Source organism: Enterococcus sp. DIV1368d, from assembly GCF_050542975.1.
In the GTDB taxonomy this organism is placed as follows: domain Bacteria; phylum Bacillota; class Bacilli; order Lactobacillales; family Enterococcaceae; genus Enterococcus_D; species Enterococcus_D casseliflavus.
Genome location: NZ_CP172939.1, coordinates 724,531 through 743,847 on the forward strand (window position 1 = coordinate 724,531; position 19,317 = coordinate 743,847).

At 40.7% G+C, this 19,317-nt stretch carries 15 protein-coding genes; 10 read left to right on the plus strand and 5 right to left on the minus strand.

Annotation, left to right across the window (positions count from 1 at the left end):
• Positions 1–5: 5 nt before the first annotated feature.
• Together IGJ44_RS03380 and mngB are read left to right on the plus strand one after the other, a co-directional pair.
• Positions 6–1,106, plus strand: a complete 1,101-nt coding sequence (locus IGJ44_RS03380; RefSeq protein ID WP_167827211.1) for a PTS fructose transporter subunit IIC — start codon at positions 6–8, stop codon at positions 1,104–1,106.
• Positions 1,107–1,369: 263 nt separating this feature from the next.
• On the plus strand, positions 1,370–4,045 hold the full coding sequence (mngB, locus tag IGJ44_RS03385; protein WP_430606123.1) for a mannosylglycerate hydrolase: 2,676 nt from the start codon (positions 1,370–1,372) through the stop codon (positions 4,043–4,045).
• 155 nt (positions 4,046–4,200) lie between these two features.
• Here mngB and IGJ44_RS03390 read toward each other — a convergent pair whose 3' ends face one another.
• Both IGJ44_RS03390 and IGJ44_RS03395 read right to left on the minus strand, forming a co-directional pair.
• On the minus strand, positions 4,201–5,292 hold the full coding sequence (locus IGJ44_RS03390) for a GDSL-type esterase/lipase family protein (RefSeq protein WP_240934902.1): 1,092 nt from the start codon (positions 5,290–5,292) through the stop codon (positions 4,201–4,203).
• Between the two features lie 11 nt (positions 5,293–5,303).
• On the minus strand, positions 5,304–6,713 hold the full coding sequence (locus IGJ44_RS03395) for a PTS transporter subunit EIIC (protein WP_016613049.1): 1,410 nt from the start codon (positions 6,711–6,713) through the stop codon (positions 5,304–5,306).
• Positions 6,714–6,861: 148 nt separating this feature from the next.
• On the opposite strand from IGJ44_RS03395, the gene IGJ44_RS03400 reads away from it, so the two are divergent.
• Entirely contained in the window at positions 6,862–7,578 is a 717-nt protein-coding gene (locus IGJ44_RS03400; RefSeq protein ID WP_167827208.1) for a GntR family transcriptional regulator, read from the plus strand.
• A gap of 182 nt (positions 7,579–7,760) precedes the next feature.
• Positions 7,761–8,189 carry a GNAT family N-acetyltransferase gene (locus tag IGJ44_RS03405; RefSeq protein ID WP_167827207.1) on the plus strand — a complete coding sequence of 143 codons (429 nt, stop codon included), beginning with the start codon at positions 7,761–7,763 and terminating at the stop codon, positions 8,187–8,189.
• Positions 8,190–8,261: 72 nt separating this feature from the next.
• Here the strand turns inward: IGJ44_RS03405 and IGJ44_RS03410 are convergent, their stop codons facing one another.
• Entirely contained in the window at positions 8,262–9,089 is an 828-nt protein-coding gene (locus tag IGJ44_RS03410; protein ID WP_016610507.1) for a LysR family transcriptional regulator, read from the minus strand.
• A 150-nt stretch (positions 9,090–9,239) separates the two neighbouring features.
• Between IGJ44_RS03410 and IGJ44_RS03415 the strand changes: the two genes are divergently transcribed.
• From IGJ44_RS03415 to IGJ44_RS03435, 5 genes are all read left to right on the plus strand, one after another.
• Positions 9,240–10,208: a TDT family transporter gene (locus tag IGJ44_RS03415; protein ID WP_167827206.1), complete on the plus strand. Its 969-nt coding sequence runs from the start codon at positions 9,240–9,242 to the stop codon at positions 10,206–10,208.
• A gap of 93 nt (positions 10,209–10,301) precedes the next feature.
• Complete coding sequence (locus IGJ44_RS03420) at positions 10,302–11,261, plus strand: L-lactate dehydrogenase (protein WP_167827205.1); 960 nt, start codon at positions 10,302–10,304, stop codon at positions 11,259–11,261.
• A 318-nt stretch (positions 11,262–11,579) separates the two neighbouring features.
• Positions 11,580–12,656 (plus strand): ABC transporter permease, encoded by a 1,077-nt coding sequence (locus IGJ44_RS03425; protein ID WP_123834059.1) that lies wholly within the window; start codon positions 11,580–11,582, stop codon positions 12,654–12,656.
• Between the two features lie 5 nt (positions 12,657–12,661).
• Complete coding sequence (locus tag IGJ44_RS03430) at positions 12,662–13,363, plus strand: ABC transporter ATP-binding protein (protein ID WP_086294630.1); 702 nt, start codon at positions 12,662–12,664, stop codon at positions 13,361–13,363.
• A 47-nt stretch (positions 13,364–13,410) separates the two neighbouring features.
• The gene (locus IGJ44_RS03435) at positions 13,411–14,037 is read left to right on the plus strand and encodes a TetR family transcriptional regulator (RefSeq protein WP_167827203.1); all 627 of its coding nucleotides are present in this window, start codon (positions 13,411–13,413) and stop codon (positions 14,035–14,037) included.
• 115 nt (positions 14,038–14,152) lie between these two features.
• Here IGJ44_RS03435 and IGJ44_RS03440 read toward each other — a convergent pair whose 3' ends face one another.
• Together IGJ44_RS03440 and IGJ44_RS03445 are read right to left on the minus strand one after the other, a co-directional pair.
• On the minus strand, positions 14,153–15,580 hold the full coding sequence (locus tag IGJ44_RS03440; RefSeq protein WP_167827202.1) for an APC family permease: 1,428 nt from the start codon (positions 15,578–15,580) through the stop codon (positions 14,153–14,155).
• A 558-nt stretch (positions 15,581–16,138) separates the two neighbouring features.
• Entirely contained in the window at positions 16,139–16,678 is a 540-nt protein-coding gene (locus IGJ44_RS03445; RefSeq protein WP_430606128.1) for a hypothetical protein, read from the minus strand.
• 140 nt (positions 16,679–16,818) lie between these two features.
• Between IGJ44_RS03445 and IGJ44_RS03450 the strand changes: the two genes are divergently transcribed.
• A complete protein-coding gene (locus IGJ44_RS03450) occupies positions 16,819–19,296 on the plus strand; it encodes a vitamin B12-dependent ribonucleotide reductase (protein WP_430606129.1) in 2,478 nt (825 codons plus the stop codon).
• The last annotated feature ends 21 nt before the right edge of the window (positions 19,297–19,317 follow it).

Here is a 19,317-nt window from a genome sequence, read left to right on the forward strand (position 1 = left end):
GGATGATGAAAAGAGTTCTAGCAGATTTAAAAGGCCACTTGATGAGTGGAATTAGTTTTGTACTGCCATTGATTATTGGTGCTTCACTGGTTGTTGCCATTCCGAAAATGATTGCTCTTGGTATGGGGATCACAAGCTTAGATCCTTATGCTGACACGGAAGGCTTTAAACATGCGCTTTATTTGATTGAACAAGTAGGGTGGGCAGGAATCGGCTTGATCAATACTGTCTTGGCTGGTTTTATCGCGTACTCTGTTGGAGATAAGGCTGCGCTAGGTGCCGGCTTTATCGGTGGTGCAGTCGCTTCTAGCACCAATGCTGGGTTTTTAGGGGCAGTTATTGCTGGGTTCTTAGCAGGATACTTAGTGAAGTGGGCGAAAGAACATATCAAATTACCGGAGTCGTTTGCTGGGGTGATGCCGCTGGTAATTTTACCCTTGATTGCTACATTGTCTGTAGCAATCGTCATGGGCGCCTTACTCTCTGAGCCATTGGCGTGGATCAATACTAGTTTGGTTGAATGGATCCGAACCATGATTGAAAATGACGTTAACAAAATTTTACTGGCAGTCATCATGGGGGCAATGATTGGCTCTGACTTAGGGGGACCTGTAAACAAAGCTGCTTGGATGGCAGGAAATGTGTTACTAGCGGAAGGGGTCTTTTTGCCAGCTATCATCGTGAATGTTGCGATTTGTGCGGTACCATTTGGATATGCCTTAGCAACTTTGTTCCACAAAAATCGATTCAACAAAGAGCTACTGGATGCTGGGCGTAATAACTTTATTATGGGGTTCATCGGAATCACAGAAGGAGCAATTCCTTTTACATTAGTCAATCCATTACGGCTTGTGCCGATCAACATGTTGGGAGGAGCAATCGCTTCTGGTTTGGGGATCGCATTAGGAATGTATGACAAAATGCCGCCAGTTGGGGGAATATACGGCTTCTTCACTGTTGGAAACGGTTGGGCGTATTTGATTGGACTATTTGCAGGAGCAGCCTTCATCGGTTTTGTCGCGCCTTTATTCGTGAATTTCAATAAGCAAGAAGAACAAACAGAAGATATTGCCCTCGATGATATTGAAGTGAGCTTTGAAAATTAAGCAACAAGGCTGATTAGCTAAATAGTAGCAAAAGAAAAGGCACGAGCAGGTGATTTTTCAAGAACGCTTTAAGGCATCTGACAATGTCAAGACTTGGGGAAGAAAACGAGAGTATTTGAAGAGAATCGATTTTCAAAATTCGAAGTATTTGTGTAAGAATCAAATTATGTGTACCAGATGGTAAAAAAATTGAGAAAAATTAATAGGCACGAACGACACCCATCGTTACGTGCCTTTTCTAATCACGGGAGAGGAATGATTGAATGAACAAAACAGTACATGTCGTACCCCACAGTCATTGGGATCGCGAATGGTATTTTACGACGAGTCGCTCGAAAATCTATTTGATGCACGATCTAAAAAACGTCATTGAACAACTAGAAAAGGATGATCCTTATGAAAGTTTTATCTTAGATGGACAGGCTTCTCTGTTAGATGATTACTTGAAATGGCGTCCGCAGGACAAAGAAAGGATTCAACAACTTGTTCAACAAGGGAAGTTGATCATTGGTCCATGGTACACACAAACCGATCAATTAGTGATTTCGGGAGAAAGCATTGTTCGAAATATGTTATATGGCATGAAAATTTGTGAAGCATTCGGAACCTACATGAATGTCGGCTATGTGCCAGATTCTTTCGGACAAGCAGCTAGTATGCCGCAAATCTATCGTGAGTTTGGTATCACTGACACGATGTTTTGGCGCGGTGTCAGTGATGACGATGTTAAATGCACAGAGTACAAATGGCGTGGAGAAGATGGTTCTGTGGTCAATGTTTATCAGATCCCAAGTGGGTACTACATTGGCGGTGCCATTCCTGAGCGAGAAGTAGAATTAGCAAAGTTCTTACATCAAGAACCGTTTAAAACGACTTGGGGACGCAGTGCAACGGATCAAGTGTATTTTCCAAATGGTTTCGATCAAGCACCAGTTAGAGAAAATCTTCCAGAATTGGTTGATCGAATGAATCAACTGTATCAGGATGAGTATGTGTTACAATTTTCAACGATCGAAAAATACATTGCTGCGGTCAAAGCACGCCATCCTGAGTTGGAAGAAATCGCTGGTGAACTGATCAACGGCAAATTGATGCGAATCCACAAAACGATTTTTTCTTCACGTCCTGATTTGAAGGCGATGAACACCCAGATCCAACATTACTTAGTCAATGTCATGGAGCCTATCTTAACCATGGCTATGCAATTAGGATTTGAGTACCCCGTAGAAACAGTCATAGAGATTTGGAAGTTAATGTTTGAAAATGCGGCGCATGATTCGATTGGTTCTTGTGTTTCTGATACGACCAACGAAGATATCTATATGCGCTATAAGCAAGCGCGAGATATTTCTATGAATCTTGTCGAATTGACGTTACGACAGATTTCTACTGCAATCAACAACCCACAAGCAAAAGAAATTACTTTTACGCTTTTCAATACCTATGACACAAAACGTAATGGGGTGATCGAAGCAGAGGTTTATTTGCCGCAAAAAGAGTTTGCGATCCTTGACCAGTCAGGTCAGGCGTTACCTTATACGATTTTAGAGCTTACCGACCAAACGGAGTATGTGTTGAATCAGGGGAACATATTAGATCCAGTCAAGGAGATCTATTTGCCGGAGAAAGTCTATAAAGCAAAAATTGCCATAGAAACGACTGACGTGCCGAGTATGGGGTATACCCAGCTGACGATTGATTTAAAAGGTGATACAAGCGCACCATTGCAGGAGATTACAACCAATACGATCGAAAATGAGTACTATCAGATCACTGTCAATAGCAATGGTTCGTTGGATATTCTAGATAAAACCAATCAAGTACTTTATCAAAATCAAGGGATTATTGAAGAAAATGGCGACGATGGTGATTCATTCAATTATTCACCACCTGTGAAAGATTTTGTGATTTCATCAATTGATGCGCAACCAACGATCTCGATTCTGCAATCAGCAATCTACCAAAAGATTGATGTGGCATTCACCCTGAGGGTTCCGAAGGATTTAGCTGAACGTGCAGAAAAGAAGATCTCGGCTTCACTGCCGATCCAATTGACGATCGTGTTAAAAAAACAATCGCAACAAATTGATTTCAAATTAACGGTTGAAAATCAACAAGTGGATAGCCATCGGGTATGTGTGCTATTTGATACCGGAATTGCCTCGAAATTTTCGCTGGCTGACCAACAGTTTGGTACATTGCAGCGTCCGGTTATGTTTGAAAAAGAAATGGCCCTTTGGGAAGCCAATAAAGAGCAATGGAATGAGCAACCGATCGCCATAGAAACGTGTCAATCGTTTGTCAGTTTATTCGATGCATCCCATGGCGTAGCAGTAATGCCTCAGGGTGTACGTGAATATGAGATCGTGGGGGAAGCGTTTGATACGATTCGCTTAACGATTTTCCGAACCTATGGCTTCATGGGGAAAGAGAATCTACTGTATCGTCCAGGGCGTGCTTCAGGAGAATCAGTGATTGCGACACCAGCTGCGCAGTGTCACAAAACGATGCATTTTGATTTTTCTGTTGCTTACTTTGCGCAAGGATTTGATCAAGCAAATGTTGCGCAACGTGCCAAACAAGCAGTAACACCGATCACGCTTTATCAATCCGCAGAATTCCTGAATTCCCGATTGATTTTTACTTTAGGGCCGGTTGAACCAACCTTACCGGCAAACTATAGTCTTTTTGAGATCAATGGCAATTTGACCCTAAGTGTATTGAAAAAAGCCGAAGCTCGTCCAGGTTATATTTTGCGTCTATACAATGGGCTTTTAGATGAAGTTGGACACGCGACGATCACATTTAACCATCCAGTGAACGTAGTAGAAACAGTCGATTTAAAAGAAGCTACAAAAGAAGCACTTCTTGTGGAAAAGAATGTAGTCACTCTTGAAAAGATAGGCCATGCAAAATTTGTGACATTGTATGTAGAATAATTGCTAGTGATCGAGAGTAAGGATATTCAAGTGCAGAGTTGAAGAAAATTCATAGTGAAAAGGTCAACCTCCCGTATACATTTTAACCAGATGTGTATGGGAGGTAGGTTTTATTTTTGACTATTTTTATCAGTTTTTGTTGAGAGTCTATCAATTCACAGCAATGAAAGGCAAAGAATTTTCTCAGCCACAGCTTTTCCTAAAATTTCCCCTCCAGTTTGAGAAAAATGCAGATGATCCCCCGAATCAAATGCAGAAGCTAATCTCGTTTTATCAGAAGGATCTCTTACCATATCATTGATATCGATCGTATTTGCTTGAGTCATTATCCATTGATTAAACGCAGTTCGGATAGCTTCTTTTTCCTCGGTCCAACTCGGCTTTCCTTGGTTGTAAGAATAGTTAAAAGGGGGAAGCGTGAGGGGAACAAACGGAATGTCTGCTTTTTTTGCCAGATTTATTAGAACTTTGTATTGTTGGATCAACTCTTCTTTGATAGGTAATTCTGAAAGCGGTGAGCCAGTTCCTGGGTGAAACAAGTCATTTAACCCAATCAATGAAACAATCAAATCTGGCTTTTGATCCACGACATCTGCTTGGAACCTGTCGATTCCTGCAACACCAAAGCTGTCTTTCCAACGAGAAATCCCTGAACCAGCATGTGTCAGACGATTGCCTGATATGCCAGCATTAAAGCTTGTTGCAATCAGACCACGTTTGTTTAGATTGTCGATGACACTATCACTAAAATATCCTTGATTCGTCAAAGAGTCGCCAAAAAAAGCAATGACTTTTGCATCAACTTTCGTTTCTAGAGCAACTGAAGTAATCCCAAAAATAAAGTTATTGGTTTCTCTTATATTCGAATGGACTACTTGATCAGATAGTAAGTTTGCCGAGGAAGATACTCGATTGATCTCGTTGGAGAATAATGCCTCTATCAGAATATCGGCTCCTTTGGTTACTGAAAAATCAATGTCATCTGTCCATAAAGTGGATCCAGCTGGGACAATGAATTGTGGTCGATTATCTAAGGTAATAACATTGGATTGTTGGTTTCCCGGATTACTACTGATTTTTATCGACTCTACGTTTAAATCAAAAGAATCATAGCGGTTACAAAGTTCGAGTGCTAATCGTTGTCCAGAAAGCGGCTGCTTGATTCTTAAACGTAATTTACGTCCATTAGGAGAAAAGTTTAGTACTTGGTAATTAGAAAATACTTGATGCCAAATTATTTTTTTCATCATATATCACCTTACAGTTCATCTGCAGCTTTCATTTTATCATTGAAACCAAAAAGCCAAGTCAAAAGAAAGGATAGCAAAAATGTTCCTATATGAGAGAGTAGATAAGCATAGAAGTTTTTATCGATCCCTGCAACCGGGTTGATAAAAGAGGCAAATCCTATAACCCCACCTGCGAATCCATAGTTGACCAAGTGAAGGAAACCTGCTAGAGCACCACCAAAAATATTTGAAAGGGTCACGAGATAGAAGACTTTTTTGTATTTTAGTAGAATACCATAGATTGCAGGTTCGCCAACACCGCATATTTGTGAAAGAGTGGCAGCAAAGGCAACTTGTTTTAGTTGAGCTTTTTTTGTTTTCAATGCGATTGAGCATGTTGCACCCGCAATACCCATCATCAATACAGACGAGAAGGCATTCATCATACTAAATCCGTTAACAGTTAAATCGTTGACGATGATCGGAATCAATGGCCAATGCATGCCGAAGACCACTAAGACTGGAAAAAGTGCGCAATAGACTGCTCCGCCAATAATCGTGTTAAAGTCAAAAATGGTACTAATTCCGAATGCTAGCCCATCACTAATAATCGTTATGATTGGTCCGATGATAAGAAGAACGGCTAAGCTTAGTACCAGAACTTCAACGATTGGTGACACAATGGAAGAAATCACGAGAGGAACAATTTTCTTTAAAAACTTTTCAACATACGTTGCTAACCAAGCAGCGACCAGAATAGGGAAAACCGAAGCTGTATAATTCATAATGGGGAATTCTATGCCAAAAATAGCGACCTTCGCAGCTGTACTTGAAGCAATAGTGACTATATTTGGATGAATGAGTATCGCACCCACGACTGCCAGAACAATAGGATTCACCTTTAATTTTTGAGCTGCAGTAAAACCTAAGATGACAGGTAAAAAATAAAAAATGCCATCTGCAATCGTGCTAATCAATAGATAAGATTGCGAACTATCTTGTAATAAACCAAACGTCACCAACGAAGCTTGTAATCCTTTGATTATTCCAGCTCCTGCAAGAAGACCGATGACGGGCATCATTGAACCTGTAATTATGCCAATAAACTGATTGAAGCCATTTCGAAATAGCTGAAGAAAATCACTATTGGAATCATTTTCCACCACTCCCTCTGTAGAATCAAAGACTTGATCATTGTTTAACTGGCGCATTACTTCCTCGTAAATAGCATTTACTTTGTTTCCAACAACCACCTGATATTGTCCTTGAGCTTCTACTACGCCCATTACATCATCCAACTCTTTTATCTTAGTTGTATCGGCTTTCTCTTTGTCCACTAGATAGAAACGAACACGTGTAATGCAGTGGATCACATTTTTGATATTATTTTTTCCACCAACGTACTCAATCATGTACTCCGCTAACTGTTTGTCACTCATACTAAAACCTCCTCATTTCTTTTAACCGGTTACGCTCATTTTAAATTTGTTTAAACAAATAATCAAGCATTTGTTTAAACAAATTTAAGTTTTTTGTATAGGTAGAATGATATCATGTTATAATTAACTGAAAGAGTGAGGTGGAACTATGTTGAATAAGTTTCGGGATATATATGACACTTTGAAAAATGAAATTAATGAGGGACTCTATAACGATACAATGGTTTTACCGACCGAAATGGCGTTAATTGAGCGATTTGGTACTAGTAGAAATACAGTTCGCAGAGCGATTCAACTGCTTAATGAAGATGGATTGGTTTATAGTGTGAAAGGAAGAGGGGTAGTTATTCTTGAAAGAATCGAGATTGACAAGAAGTCTTTCAAGGTAGGAAATTTTCAAGGATTGAAGGCACTATCCGCAGATACTGAGGTCGAAAAAAAAACAATTGTGCAAGAATTTCACGAGTTGACTGTTGATGATTCATTAGCAAAAAAAATTTCATTTCCGGTTGGTGAAAGAGTATACCTTGTGAAACGATTACGCCTCATTGATGGGAAAGCGATGATGTCAGATACGAGTTATTTCAAAAAAAGTATCGTTAAGGGTCTTAATGAGAAAATCATAGCCGGATCAATCTACGACCATATCAAACAAAACTTAGATTTTAAAATCGCTGCATCAAAGTCTATAATGAAAGTTGAATCTGCAAAAGATTCTGACTTTAAAGAATTAGCTTTAGGAAAAAATAATTGTGTGGGAATATTGGAAAATGCGGTCTATAATGATATGGGAAAATTATTCGAATATACGACAATCAGGTATATTCCTAACGAATATGCACTCATTTCATTTGATCAAAATTAAAAACTGGTTTAGCTAAATAACATAAAAGATCATAGCAAAGGGATTTCTAGTACATTGTCTGTATACTTTTTTTCTATTGCACTTGTACAAATCAACTAGCTGTCATTTATTTCTAAGTTGATAAATGAATGTGAGTTATCTAAAACAAGACCGAATAAAAAGCCAAAAGACGGGAGAATACTATGAAAATTAGAGCCGCAGCATTGTCTGATCGTAAAGAACTAGCTCACTTATCGAAGGTACTAGGCTATCCAATCGAAGAAGAAGTATTGATCGAAGGTCTAAAGAGAATCTTAGCTGAGGAGGATCATCTCTTGCTTGTTGCCGAAATAAAGGGTAAAGCAGTTGGGATGATTGAAGCACAGCCGTATTCAACAGTTTATTCTGCTGGGCAATTTTTTAATGTCCTAGGTTTGGTAGTGGATGATCAAGTGCAAAAGCAAGGCGTTGGTGGGAAACTACTGTCGGCAATTGAAGAAGAAGCCCGACAGCGAGGAATGCAAGGCATTCGATTAAATTCGAATGTTAAACGCCATGCTGCTCACAGGTTTTATGAAAATCATGGCTACCACAGCAGTCATGAACAGAAACGGTTTATCAAGGAATTATAAAAATAAAAAGACGCTGAAGGAGTGACAAACGACTCTTCAGCGTCTTTTTTGTATCCACTTTAATTGATTCAATTATGGAATCAATGCCAACAACAGCCGTTTAATCTCCTCATAAACCTCTCCGGTTTCCGGCGTCACACGCTGACGATTCTGAATGATAAAAAGATCACGATAGCGGTACTCTGGATCAAGTTCCTGCCAGGGCAAGTCTTCTGGTAATGAAAGTTTCGAAATGATCGATTTGCCGATGTTTTGTTTTAGTAGGGACAAAATCACTTCGCTATTATTGGCTTTGATGATTTGCGGATGCAGGTGCTGTGCGTACAGATAGGTTTCGTTAATGTAGTACATCCCCGAGTCGTTTTCTCGCAAGACCCAAAAATCAGAAGCGAGGTTGCCTGCTAACACCAATTCATCGCGATAAACGAATTCTTTTTGGATCAATGGCGAAACGATTGATTTTTCGATCAGGCCGATATGGGCTTTGTTTGATTCGACGGCATCGATCACTTCTTGCGAATTCATGATTTTGATTTCAAAGGCAAACGTTGGAAATTCTGCAATCAGCTGTGCCATGATGCTGGGCAGTAAGTAAACGGCGGTGGTATTCGAACAAGCGAGCACACACGCTGTTTTAAAATTTTTGGTGTCTTTGGCTTGCGAAAAAATAGTGGACAAAGAGCGGAGGGACTCGACCACACGAGGATACAAAAACTCCGCTTGGCTAGTGGGTAAAATCAATTGTTTTCCTTTACGTTCAAAAAGTTTGAAGCCAAGTTCCGCCTCTAATCGTTGGATTTGCAAGGAGATCGTTGGCTGAGTTTTATAGAGCTGTTTGGCGGCAAGACTAAAGTTTCTCGTTTCATAAACAACAATGAAGGTTTTGAGCAATTCAATCATTTTGCGGACTCCTTTATTATTAATAAAATTTATAATTAGTATTTAAAAGAACAATTTTACAAATAGTTATCAGGTGATTATAGTATAAGTGTAGAGAAAAAAGAAAGCAAATTTAATTGAAATTTTCATACATTAAGAAAGGATGAGTTGATGAAAACATCGATCCAGCATTTTTTACATTCATTGCCAATCCCGATTTGTGGCTTGATTTTAGGCACTGTGTCTTTGGGGAATTTATTGTATTCAGAAGGAATGGAGACGGTTGGAAATGGGTTTTGCACCCTTGGTATTTTCATCATGGGGATCTTCCTTCTGAAAGTATGCTTTACATTTAAGCACACGATGTCAGAGTTGCAAAACCCAATCGTTGCTTCGGTGGCGCCGACCTTTACGATGGCGCTGATGGTGATTTCCACTGTTTTTGAACGGGTCATTCCCAATGCAGTGGTGAATGATCTGCTCTGGTGGGGGGCTATCGGCTTACATTTTGCTTTAATGATCTATTTTGTTGTCGTGCATATTTTGCCTGTCGACCTTTCGCTGGAATACATTTATCCAAGCTGGTTTATTACCTTCGTCGGGATTGGCGTAATTCCCAATACTTCTGCTGTCTTTTTTAAAGAGCTAGGAGAAGTGATTGTCTGGATCGCATTGGTATTGTATTTTGCGCTTTTGCCGATTATTTTAAAGCGAATCGTCCATCAAAAGCTGACGGAACGTGCGGCAGTTCCTTTGATCACGATTTTAACAGCGCCAGGTTCTCTTTGCTTAGCAGGTTACCTTTCCGTATTTGAACAAGGCTCTGCTTGGTTTGTCGCCTTTATGCTGTTATTGTCACAAACGATTTATTTCTGTGTCGTCGCTTATATGAAAAACATGCTGGCAGTCGGCTTTTACCCAAGCTATGCGGCATTTACGTTTCCTCTTGTGATTTCGGCAACTGCTATGTTCAAATCAGCGCTGTTTTTTGCGAATCACCCGCTGATATTTGGGTTTCTACAAGCCTTAACGATTATTGAAACAAGCTTTGCCGTGATTATCGTCAGCTATGTGTTAGGAAAATATGCTGTTCATTTGTATCAGCAAACCAAAGCGCTGATTGCCGGTCATAGTTATTAAGGAAACACAAAAAATCATCCATTTTTTGAGAAAATGCGTACTCTACGCAAAAAAATAGCACAAGTATTTGAAAAGAAAGGGAAGGGATCGCACATGAAAAGTACAAGCAGAAAAGTTGTCGTTGTCGGAACAGGTTTCGTTGGAACGAGCATTGCGTATTCCATGATCAATCAAGGACTGATCAATGAATTGGTCTTGATCGATGTCAATCGGGACAAAGCAGAAGGAGAAGCCCTCGATTTGTTAGACGGTATGTCATGGGGACAAGAAAACATCAAAGTTTGGGCGGGAGAGTACTCGGAATGTAAAGATGCTGATATCGTCGTTATTACTGCAGGGGTCAACCAAAAGCCAGGACAAACACGGCTTGAATTGATCGATGTGAACGCCGAAATTATGGCAAGCGTCACAAAACAAGTGATGGCTTCAGGCTTTGATGGCGTGCTTGTCATCGCTTCAAACCCAGTCGATGTCTTAACTTATCAAGCATGGCGTGTGTCAGGGTTGCCAGCCAATCGTGTCGTTGGTACGGGAACGACCCTCGATACCACAAGACTTCGAAAAGAAGTGGCGGCAAAATTAGCCATCGATCCACGGAATATTCATGGGTATATCATTGGGGAACACGGTGATTCGGAAGTCGCTGTCTGGTCCCATACAACGATCGGTGGGCAACCGATCGTAGAATTGATCAAGCAAAAGGATCGTTTGACCGTTGCCGATCTAGCGGTTCTTTCTGAACGAGTAAAAAATGCTGCCTATGAAATCATCGATCGAAAACAAGCAACTTTTTACGGGATAGGGATGAGTGTCGCAAGAATCGTTCGAGCGATCTTAAATGATGAGCAAGCGATTCTGCCGGTGTCTTCCTACCTTGATGGGGAATATGGCATCAATAATTTATTCACAGGTGTTCCTGCAGTCGTGGACCAAAACGGCGTCCGCGAAATTATTGAATTGACGCTTACCCCTGAGGAAAAACGGCAGTTTGATACTTCGTGTCATCAGTTACGAGCAGTAATTTCCACAATTGGACAAAGCAAGGTCAGCTGATCTTTAGAATACTATTAATGAAATCCTCGTGTTCGTTTTTGCCAAAGCATGGTTCGACTATTTACGGTCGGCCATGCTTTTTTTACATCTAGCCAAGAATGTTAAAAGGAAATGGCGTATTTTACGCGAAACGGCCACTATTCAACTCTCTTTTTTCTCACTCCTTTAAAAAAAACATCCTCAGTGAATGACAGAAAAAGAGTGATCGATCAACCTTACAAACTTTCCGAGTGGTGAAAAGTGACAAAGTGTCACCTTGTGTGGTATTCTTCAAAAAGTGACACTTTGTCAACATTTGGAAAACAGGAGGAAAGAGCAATGTTTCTGGCTATAAAAGAAATGCGTTATTCAAAATTAAGATATGGGCTGATCGTAGGAATCATGTTTTTGATCGCCTATGTTGTTTTTATATTGTCTGGCTTAGCTACCGGACTTAACTGGGATTTTAAAAAGGCCATCGTCGACTGGGATTCATCCGCGATCGTTTTATCAGAAGATGCGAATGACACATTTGCGGCTTCGCAATTGACGAGAGGGGATCTAGACCGTGTAGCAGGGACTCAAAAAGCCCCGATTGGTTTATATAGCAGTGTCATCACGGTCAACGATGAACAAGTCAATGTGACTGTTTTTGGTACACAAGACGATGCGTTCTTGTTACCAGAAGTCTTAGAGGGCAAGCTGTTTTCAAAAGAAAATGAGATCACGATTTCAGAAAACTTAGCAGAAGAAGGTATTAAGGTCGGGGATCAAGTGAAAATCGGGCGTTCAGATGAAACCTTCAAAGTCGTTGGGATCACCCCAGAAACGTCTTATACGGTCTCACCAGTGATCTATACTTCCCTCGATACTTGGACGAAAATGAAGTTTGCTAATCAACCATTTGCATCTGACAAGGAGCAGCCCATCAATATCATTGTGACCAAATCAAGTGATCCGAAAGTCGATAACCAAGAAGGAACCCAGCTCAAAGTGTTGGCAACGGAAGACTTTATTGAAAAGCTTCCTGGATTTTCTGCCCAAAACTTGACATTAAACGCCATGATCTACTTCTTGTTTGTTGTTGCAACGGCAATCGTGGGGATTTTCATGTATGTGATCACCCTGCAAAAAACGGCGATTTTTGGTGTGATGAAAGCCCAAGGCATTCGGACCAGCTTTATTGCCAAATCAATTATTGCGCAAGCATTTATGGTCGGTGTGATCGGGGTAGCCCTAGCCTTTGCGGCGGCATACGGCACCAGCTTGTTTTTACCAGATGCCATGCCATTTTTCTTTGAATTAAAGCAATGGCTGCTTTATAGCGGCATCTTGATTCTCGTGGCAGTTCTAGGCGGCTTATTCTCCATTCGGACGGTCACAAAAGTCGATCCAATCACGGCAATAGGAGGGTAACAAAGATGAAAGACATTTTAGTAATGAAGGATATTATAAAAAAATTTGGCAAGCAGCATACCGAAGTAACGGCATTAAAAGGACTGAATTTTCATGTTCAAGAAGGGGAGTTTGTCAGTATCATCGGCCCTTCTGGTTCAGGAAAAAGTACCTTTTTGACCATCGCTGGAGGCTTACAAAGTCCAACATCGGGAGAGATCATCATCAACCAGGTGAACTTTTCCCAATTAAATGAAAAGCAACGAGGAAAGTTGCGTTTTAAAGAGATTGGGTTTATCTTGCAAAGCTCGAATTTGATCCCTTTTCTAACGGTAAAGGAACAATTTTATTTGGTCGACAAAGTTTCAAGAAAAGCCAAGGAAAAGGAACGGATTGATGAATTGCTTGCTTCATTAGATATTCTCGATCTTCAAGACAAGTTTCCCCGCGATTTATCTGGTGGGGAACGTCAACGAGTAGCAATCGGCAGGGCGTTGTTTAATGACCCAAGCTTGATTTTGGCGGATGAACCAACTGCCAGTTTAGACACCGATCATGCGTATGAAGTCGTGAAGTTATTGGTGAAAGAAGCGCATGAGAAAAAGAAAGCGACAGTCATGGTCACTCACGACGAGCGAATGATCCAATGGAGTGATCGCATTTTCCGAATGGAAGATGGCAATCTGATCGAACAAAACGCCCCGTCAAGAGAAACTGCACAAGTCTGAGTGGAAAAGTAGAGGGATTTGTTTATAATAGAGGGAGTAGATTGCGAATGATGGAGGAGAATCCCTTGCCAAGTACAACATTTTTTCATTTAAAACAAGAGAAAAAAGAAAAAATCGATGCCGTGCTTTTAGAAGAATTCTTCAGCAAGCACATCAGTCAAGTCAAGGTCTCTGCCATCGTCGAAAAGTCGCACATTTCTAGAGGGGCGTTTTACAAGTACTTTCAAAACTTAGAAGATGCCTATGACTATGCGATCGCCGACTATTCAAACCAAATCCATTCCGCGATTTTTACGTTTATCAATCGCAACAAAAATGATTTTTTCAAAGGGATCGAAGAATACTTGGCTTGGTGCAGTCAATGGTCACCTGAAGATGATCATTGGAAAATGATCCACTTATGTACCCAAAGCAATGCCTGGACGAAGCGCGATGCGATCCCTGACGATTCGCCCATGATTCGTCAGTGGTTGGAGCTGTTGGAAGAAAATCGCTTTACGATCCATGATACGCAAGAAGCCGTCAGTTTCCTTTACTTTATTATGGCGGTCGTGATGGATAGTCTGACAGATTTTATTTCGAATGAATGGACTGCAAAAGAGCTGATCAAAGATTTTCGCTATAAGGTGCAATGGATCAAGTATGGAATCAAAGAGCACAATGAAGAAGAATGAACGCTTCGGCAAGAGGATGGACCAAATACCGCGAGCGGCGGAAAAGTTCATATATAAGGAAAGAGGTGCCCGACAACTGAAATAGTTGTCGGACACCTCTTTTTTGAGGGAATGATTATTTTTTATTTACACGTTTCGCAATGATCGGCAAGATCAAGCCAATCAAAAGAAAGGCGATTGGCGTAATGATATTTAAGGCCAATTGGAAGAACCAAGCTTGCGGATCTGCCGCATAATCAAGTTTAGGAACCATCCCTAAAATGCAGGCAAAGGCCGTGAACAAGAAGCACCATAAGCCGATCCCAAAGCCAACCTTGGTGTTTTTCACGAATTTATAATCGGAAGTAAAGCGATTGGCGTGTTTGTTGACTAGCATAAAGGCTAAGAAGACCCATAAGTAACGCAATGGCATGACAACTGAATTCAAGTTCAGCAACCAACGATACAGTTCGGTCATATTGCCGATTCCTAGTGCTGGAATGATGATCAAAATGCTGACTAGGACACCTGTCATAATATACCCATTTACTGGTGTTCCTTTTTTGTTTAGTTTTGCTAAGCCATTTGGTACAAATTCTGAATCAGCATCAGACAATAATATTTTCAATGGGGCATCAATTGAAAATGCCAACGCAGAAATTTGCGCCAACGCATTGGCGATGGAATAAAGAATGACAAAGAAGTTGCCGATTCCGTAGAAGTTTCCTAGTCGTTGAAAGGCTTCATAAGCGCCGTTGACCATCAAATCTTCTGGAATATGGTTGGCATCAAAAAGCATCCCCATAGCAATCGAGCCGAGCAAGGCACATAACGCCACCATACCGGCTAAAAAGATCATGCCTTTTGGAAATTCTTTGGCAGGATTTTTTGTGTTATTTACGTAAGGCGAGATTTTTTCACAGCCACCTACTGCAAATACCAGCATCGAGATCGTGGTTAAATAGGTAAAGTCAAATTTAGGGATATAGGTTGAAACAGATGACATGTTTGGTGTAGCAATTTCAGCACCAGTCATTGCTGGAGCAGTGACTGCTAAAAGAATAAAAAGAATCGACATCACGAACATGGCTGTTCCGGCGATGTTCCCAATCATTTTTAAGGTCGTCAATCCTTTAGAGGCAATCCATAAAAAGAATAGAAAAATAGCTAAACAAATCAACGAGACTTCCATGGAGCCCATCGTTGATACAAATGTACCATTTCCTTTAAATAACCAACTTAATGATACTAAGATTCCTTGGGGTTTTTGTGCCAAATAAGGCACGTGAACGACCCAATAAGTCCAAGCAGCAAAAAAAGCCAACCGCTTTGTTGAGGTTTCTTTGATCCATGAGGAAACCCCACCACTTGACTCTTTGAAGGTCGATCCTAACTGACCAACACTTAATGCATAGGGTACAAAATAAAGAGCCATAATTAATAGCCACGAAACAACAACAGTCAATCCTTGTTGAGCGTAGTTGTTTACAACATTTCCCAGTCCCCAAACAGAGACGAACGCCATCAGCGCAATATTATACCAGCGTAATTGTTTCTCATTCATCGCTTTCTCCTTCTTAAAATGATTTTTCTGACTGGTTAAAATAGAGCGTTTTATGAAATTTAGTGAGAAAAAAATTTCTTTCCATAAGCGCTTGATCACGATCAAGTTTCTTATGCATTTTTTCACAAATGTCAAAGGTCAAATTGAATAAAAAAATTTCATTTGCTTCTTTTATCCAGTCGTTGATTTTCCATAGTTAGGATAAACCTCTGAATTCTTTTGGTCAAGAAAAATTAAATTGTTATTTAAAAAAAATAATAAATTTCTGATGATTGAAAAAGCAAACATCATCATTCATTAATAATCTGAAAGAAATCCAACTACATTTAGTCAAGGGCATGGATGAAAGAGGGAGTGTTTCATTTAAATGAATGGACGTACAAAGATGGAAGAAACCCTTTCGAAAGGCTTTTCGCTGGTACTTTTTGGATTGATATTTAAGCAAAGAAAGTAGGAGAGTAGTCGTAGTTTTTTTGGTTTTCTAAGAAAAATTTTACGCGAACATTCTTTCAAAGAAACACGAAAACAAAGTTAGCCGAATGCTTCGTTCCATCGAAATCACTCGTTTTTTTTCGCCAACTTATAGGAGGTGGGTGTTATTCGCTCAAATACTGGCCATAAAAGCAGATAAAAGACGAAGTTTCCGCTGGCATGGAAGAAATCGAACAGTAGTCCTTGAAGGTAATAGGCAAGAAACGAAGGAAACTGATAAAGCCAAACTTCCATCAACGAAACGATCAAGCCATAAAGAAGTCCGCAAAGAAAGGCAAAGAAAGCTTGCAAGAAGCGGTTTTTCTTGATGATCGGTATTTTTCCAATCTGATGAAAAAGAACGATGGTGACAGTAAGTGCAGCCAATTGACTGATCGTCCAGGGACCCATGCCTAGATAGATATTTGTTCCGAGCAAACTTAATAAGGCAATCATCAACGCATCAGATAAACGGTAAGAAAAAGCCACTAAAAATAAAAGGGCACTCATAGGCTGAACGTTAGGGATAAAGACAAAAACTAACCGTCCAACGATACAAGCCGCAGTGATTAGTGCTAAATGAGAAATTCTTTGGATGGAGAGTATCTTGGTTTGGGGAGGAAGCATGAAAATCGCCGTCTTTCTAATTGATAATCATTCTCATTATACATGGAAAATAATAAAATTCAAGATTGAAATACACATTATATAGTACGATAATAAAAAACGAGTACAATATGTTGTGTTTTAGAAGGCGAGGGAAAGAAATGGAATACAAAAAACAAACGATTGAGAAATTGAACGAGGATATCAAGTTGTTCCAAGAAGTTTCGGCGATCACACCGGATATGACCAAAACATTTGAGGGAATCGCTCGTTTGATTATGTTGGATCGTTACTCATTCAAGGATCAAACCCATCTAACATTGCGTAAGGATGATTTGGTGATTTTGACAACGAAAGCTGATCCTAAATATCCTGCGCGAGGAATCGGTGTTGTGAAAGCAATCGATGGGGAACTAGTCTCTATCGAAGTGGAAGAGGCCTATCGCTCAGCGTTAGAAGATATTGATGAACAAGCCAATGGACTTGTTAAAAGAAGAAAAAGTGACATTGAAAAACCGTTAGAACTCTTTTTTGAGCAAGTGGCGCATCGTGTAGCCAAAGGGATTTCTGCCAACGAGTCCCATGACCAGGAGCGCTTCTTTGAGGCGTTTTACCAACAAATCGTGGCGCAAAACCTAATTCCCGCAGGCAGAGTACTTTATGGAGCAGGAACAAATTCTCAAGTTACCTACTTCAATTGCTTTGTGATGCCTTTCATCCATGATTCCCGAAAAGGGATTGCTGTTCATCGACAAGAAGTTATGGAAATCATGAGTCGAGGTGGCGGGGTTGGAACCAATGGGTCGACCTTGCGACCAAAATCAAGTGTGGTCCACGGTGTCAGTGGTCGGTCTTCTGGGGCAGTTTCTTGGTTGAATGATTTGGCAAACTTGACGAACCTTGTCGAACAAGGAGGTAGCCGCCGTGGAGCGCAGATGATTATGATGGCAGATTGGCATCCAGATATTTTTGCGTTTATTCTTTCTAAAATTCAAAATCCTGCTGTATTGCTTCACCTAAAAAAAACAATCACAAATGCGACGATCAAACAACTGATCAATGAAAAACTGCAATTTGACCCTCTGACAAAAATGGAAGAAAGAATGTTCACCTATCTAGCACAACTGCCTGAATCGTCAGATAAGGAACATAATGACATGATCCAAAAGGCAAAAGAAAAATTGCGCATAGGTGGCAGCTATACGGTGAAAGAAAGTGATTTCTTAACTGGCGCGAATATCTCAGTCTGCTTGACAGAAGAATTCATGGAAGCAGTGAAGACAGATGGGTGGTATGAGCTACGCTTTCCAGATATCGACAATTATTCAGAAGCAGAGATGGCGCAATATGATGCAAAGTGGGCGGAAGTCGGGGATGTGCGAGAATGGGCAGCTGCTGGCCATAAAGTCAAAACCTATCAAAGGATCAAAGCTCGTGAGTTATGGGAGTTGATTACTTTTTGTGCAACGTATTCTGCTGAGCCTGGTATTTTCTTTATCGATAATGTCAACAAGATGACGAATGCTACAGCATACGGACAAAAAGTCGTGGCAACCAATCCGTGCGGTGAACAGCCCCTAACCCCTTATGCCGTCTGTAACTTGGCAGCCATCAATCTCGCAAACATGGCGGATCGCCAAAAGGGCACCGTTGATTTTGCCAAACTAAAAGAAACCGTGAAAACAGCAGTTCGTTTCCAAGACAATGTTATTGACGTAACGCCTTACTTTTTTGACAAAAATGAGCAGCAGGCGAAAGGGGAAAGACGTGTTGGATTAGGGATCATGGGCTTGGCAGATTTATTGATCTACTGCGGGAAAAAATACGGATCGGCAGAAGGAAATCAATTCGTTGATCAAATTTTCGAGGCAATGGCAGTCACTGCCTATGAGGCATCCATTGAATTGGCGAAAGAAAAAGGCAGTTTTCCCTTCCTGATTGGAAAAAATGACCAAGAGACGCAAGCGTTGCGGAAGAAATTTATCGATACAGGATACATGAAAAAAATGCCAGCGCACATCCGCGAAGGCGTGCTGCGATTCGGTATTCGCAACTCTCATCTTTTGACTGTTGCGCCAACAGGATCGACAGGCACGATGACGGGAGTTTCAACTGGTTTAGAACCTTACTACTCCTTTTCTTATTTTAGAAGCGGTCGACTAGGTAAGTTTATTGAAATCAATGCGGAAATCGTTGACGAATACCTGATGGATCATCCTGAACGAACCAAAGCGGAGTTGCCGGCATGGTTCATTTCCGCTATGGAGTTGACGCCCGAAGAGCATGTCGGTGTGCAATGCACCATTCAACGCTGGGTGGATAGCTCCATTTCAAAAACGGTCAATGCACCAAAAGGATATACAGTAAGCCAAGTAGCCAAGGTTTATCGAGATCTTTATGAAGGAGGAGCCAAAGGAGGGACCGTCTATGTAGACGGCAGCCGAGATTCACAAGTACTTACCTTAGAAGCGGTTGAAAATGAGCTGACCGCACAAGTTGAACCGCTACCTGTCGTTCAAGTAGATGAACCCGTCGCCTCTGGTGAAATCTGTCCCATCTGCCATGAAGGAACCATTGAGGAAATCGGTGGCTGTAGTACCTGCACAAACTGTAAAATCCAATTAAAATGCGGGCTCTAAGAAAAAACGAGAGTGATAAAA

Coding starts and splice junctions, on each gene's coding strand:
- IGJ44_RS03380 (WP_167827211.1), top strand. CDS start 6: ATGAAAAGAGTTCTAGCAGATTTAAAAGGCCACTTGATGAGTGGAATT.
- mngB (WP_430606123.1), top strand. CDS start 1,370: ATGAACAAAACAGTACATGTCGTACCCCACAGTCATTGGGATCGCGAA.
- IGJ44_RS03390 (WP_240934902.1), bottom strand. CDS start 5,292: ATGAAAAAAATAATTTGGCATCAAGTATTTTCTAATTACCAAGTACTA.
- IGJ44_RS03395 (WP_016613049.1), bottom strand. CDS start 6,713: ATGAGTGACAAACAGTTAGCGGAGTACATGATTGAGTACGTTGGTGGA.
- IGJ44_RS03400 (WP_167827208.1), top strand. CDS start 6,862: ATGTTGAATAAGTTTCGGGATATATATGACACTTTGAAAAATGAAATT.
- IGJ44_RS03405 (WP_167827207.1), top strand. CDS start 7,761: ATGAAAATTAGAGCCGCAGCATTGTCTGATCGTAAAGAACTAGCTCAC.
- IGJ44_RS03410 (WP_016610507.1), bottom strand. CDS start 9,089: ATGATTGAATTGCTCAAAACCTTCATTGTTGTTTATGAAACGAGAAAC.
- IGJ44_RS03415 (WP_167827206.1), top strand. CDS start 9,240: ATGAAAACATCGATCCAGCATTTTTTACATTCATTGCCAATCCCGATT.
- IGJ44_RS03420 (WP_167827205.1), top strand. CDS start 10,302: ATGAAAAGTACAAGCAGAAAAGTTGTCGTTGTCGGAACAGGTTTCGTT.
- IGJ44_RS03425 (WP_123834059.1), top strand. CDS start 11,580: ATGTTTCTGGCTATAAAAGAAATGCGTTATTCAAAATTAAGATATGGG.
- IGJ44_RS03430 (WP_086294630.1), top strand. CDS start 12,662: ATGAAAGACATTTTAGTAATGAAGGATATTATAAAAAAATTTGGCAAG.
- IGJ44_RS03435 (WP_167827203.1), top strand. CDS start 13,411: ATGATGGAGGAGAATCCCTTGCCAAGTACAACATTTTTTCATTTAAAA.
- IGJ44_RS03440 (WP_167827202.1), bottom strand. CDS start 15,580: ATGAATGAGAAACAATTACGCTGGTATAATATTGCGCTGATGGCGTTC.
- IGJ44_RS03445 (WP_430606128.1), bottom strand. CDS start 16,678: ATGCTTCCTCCCCAAACCAAGATACTCTCCATCCAAAGAATTTCTCAT.
- IGJ44_RS03450 (WP_430606129.1), top strand. CDS start 16,819: ATGGAATACAAAAAACAAACGATTGAGAAATTGAACGAGGATATCAAG.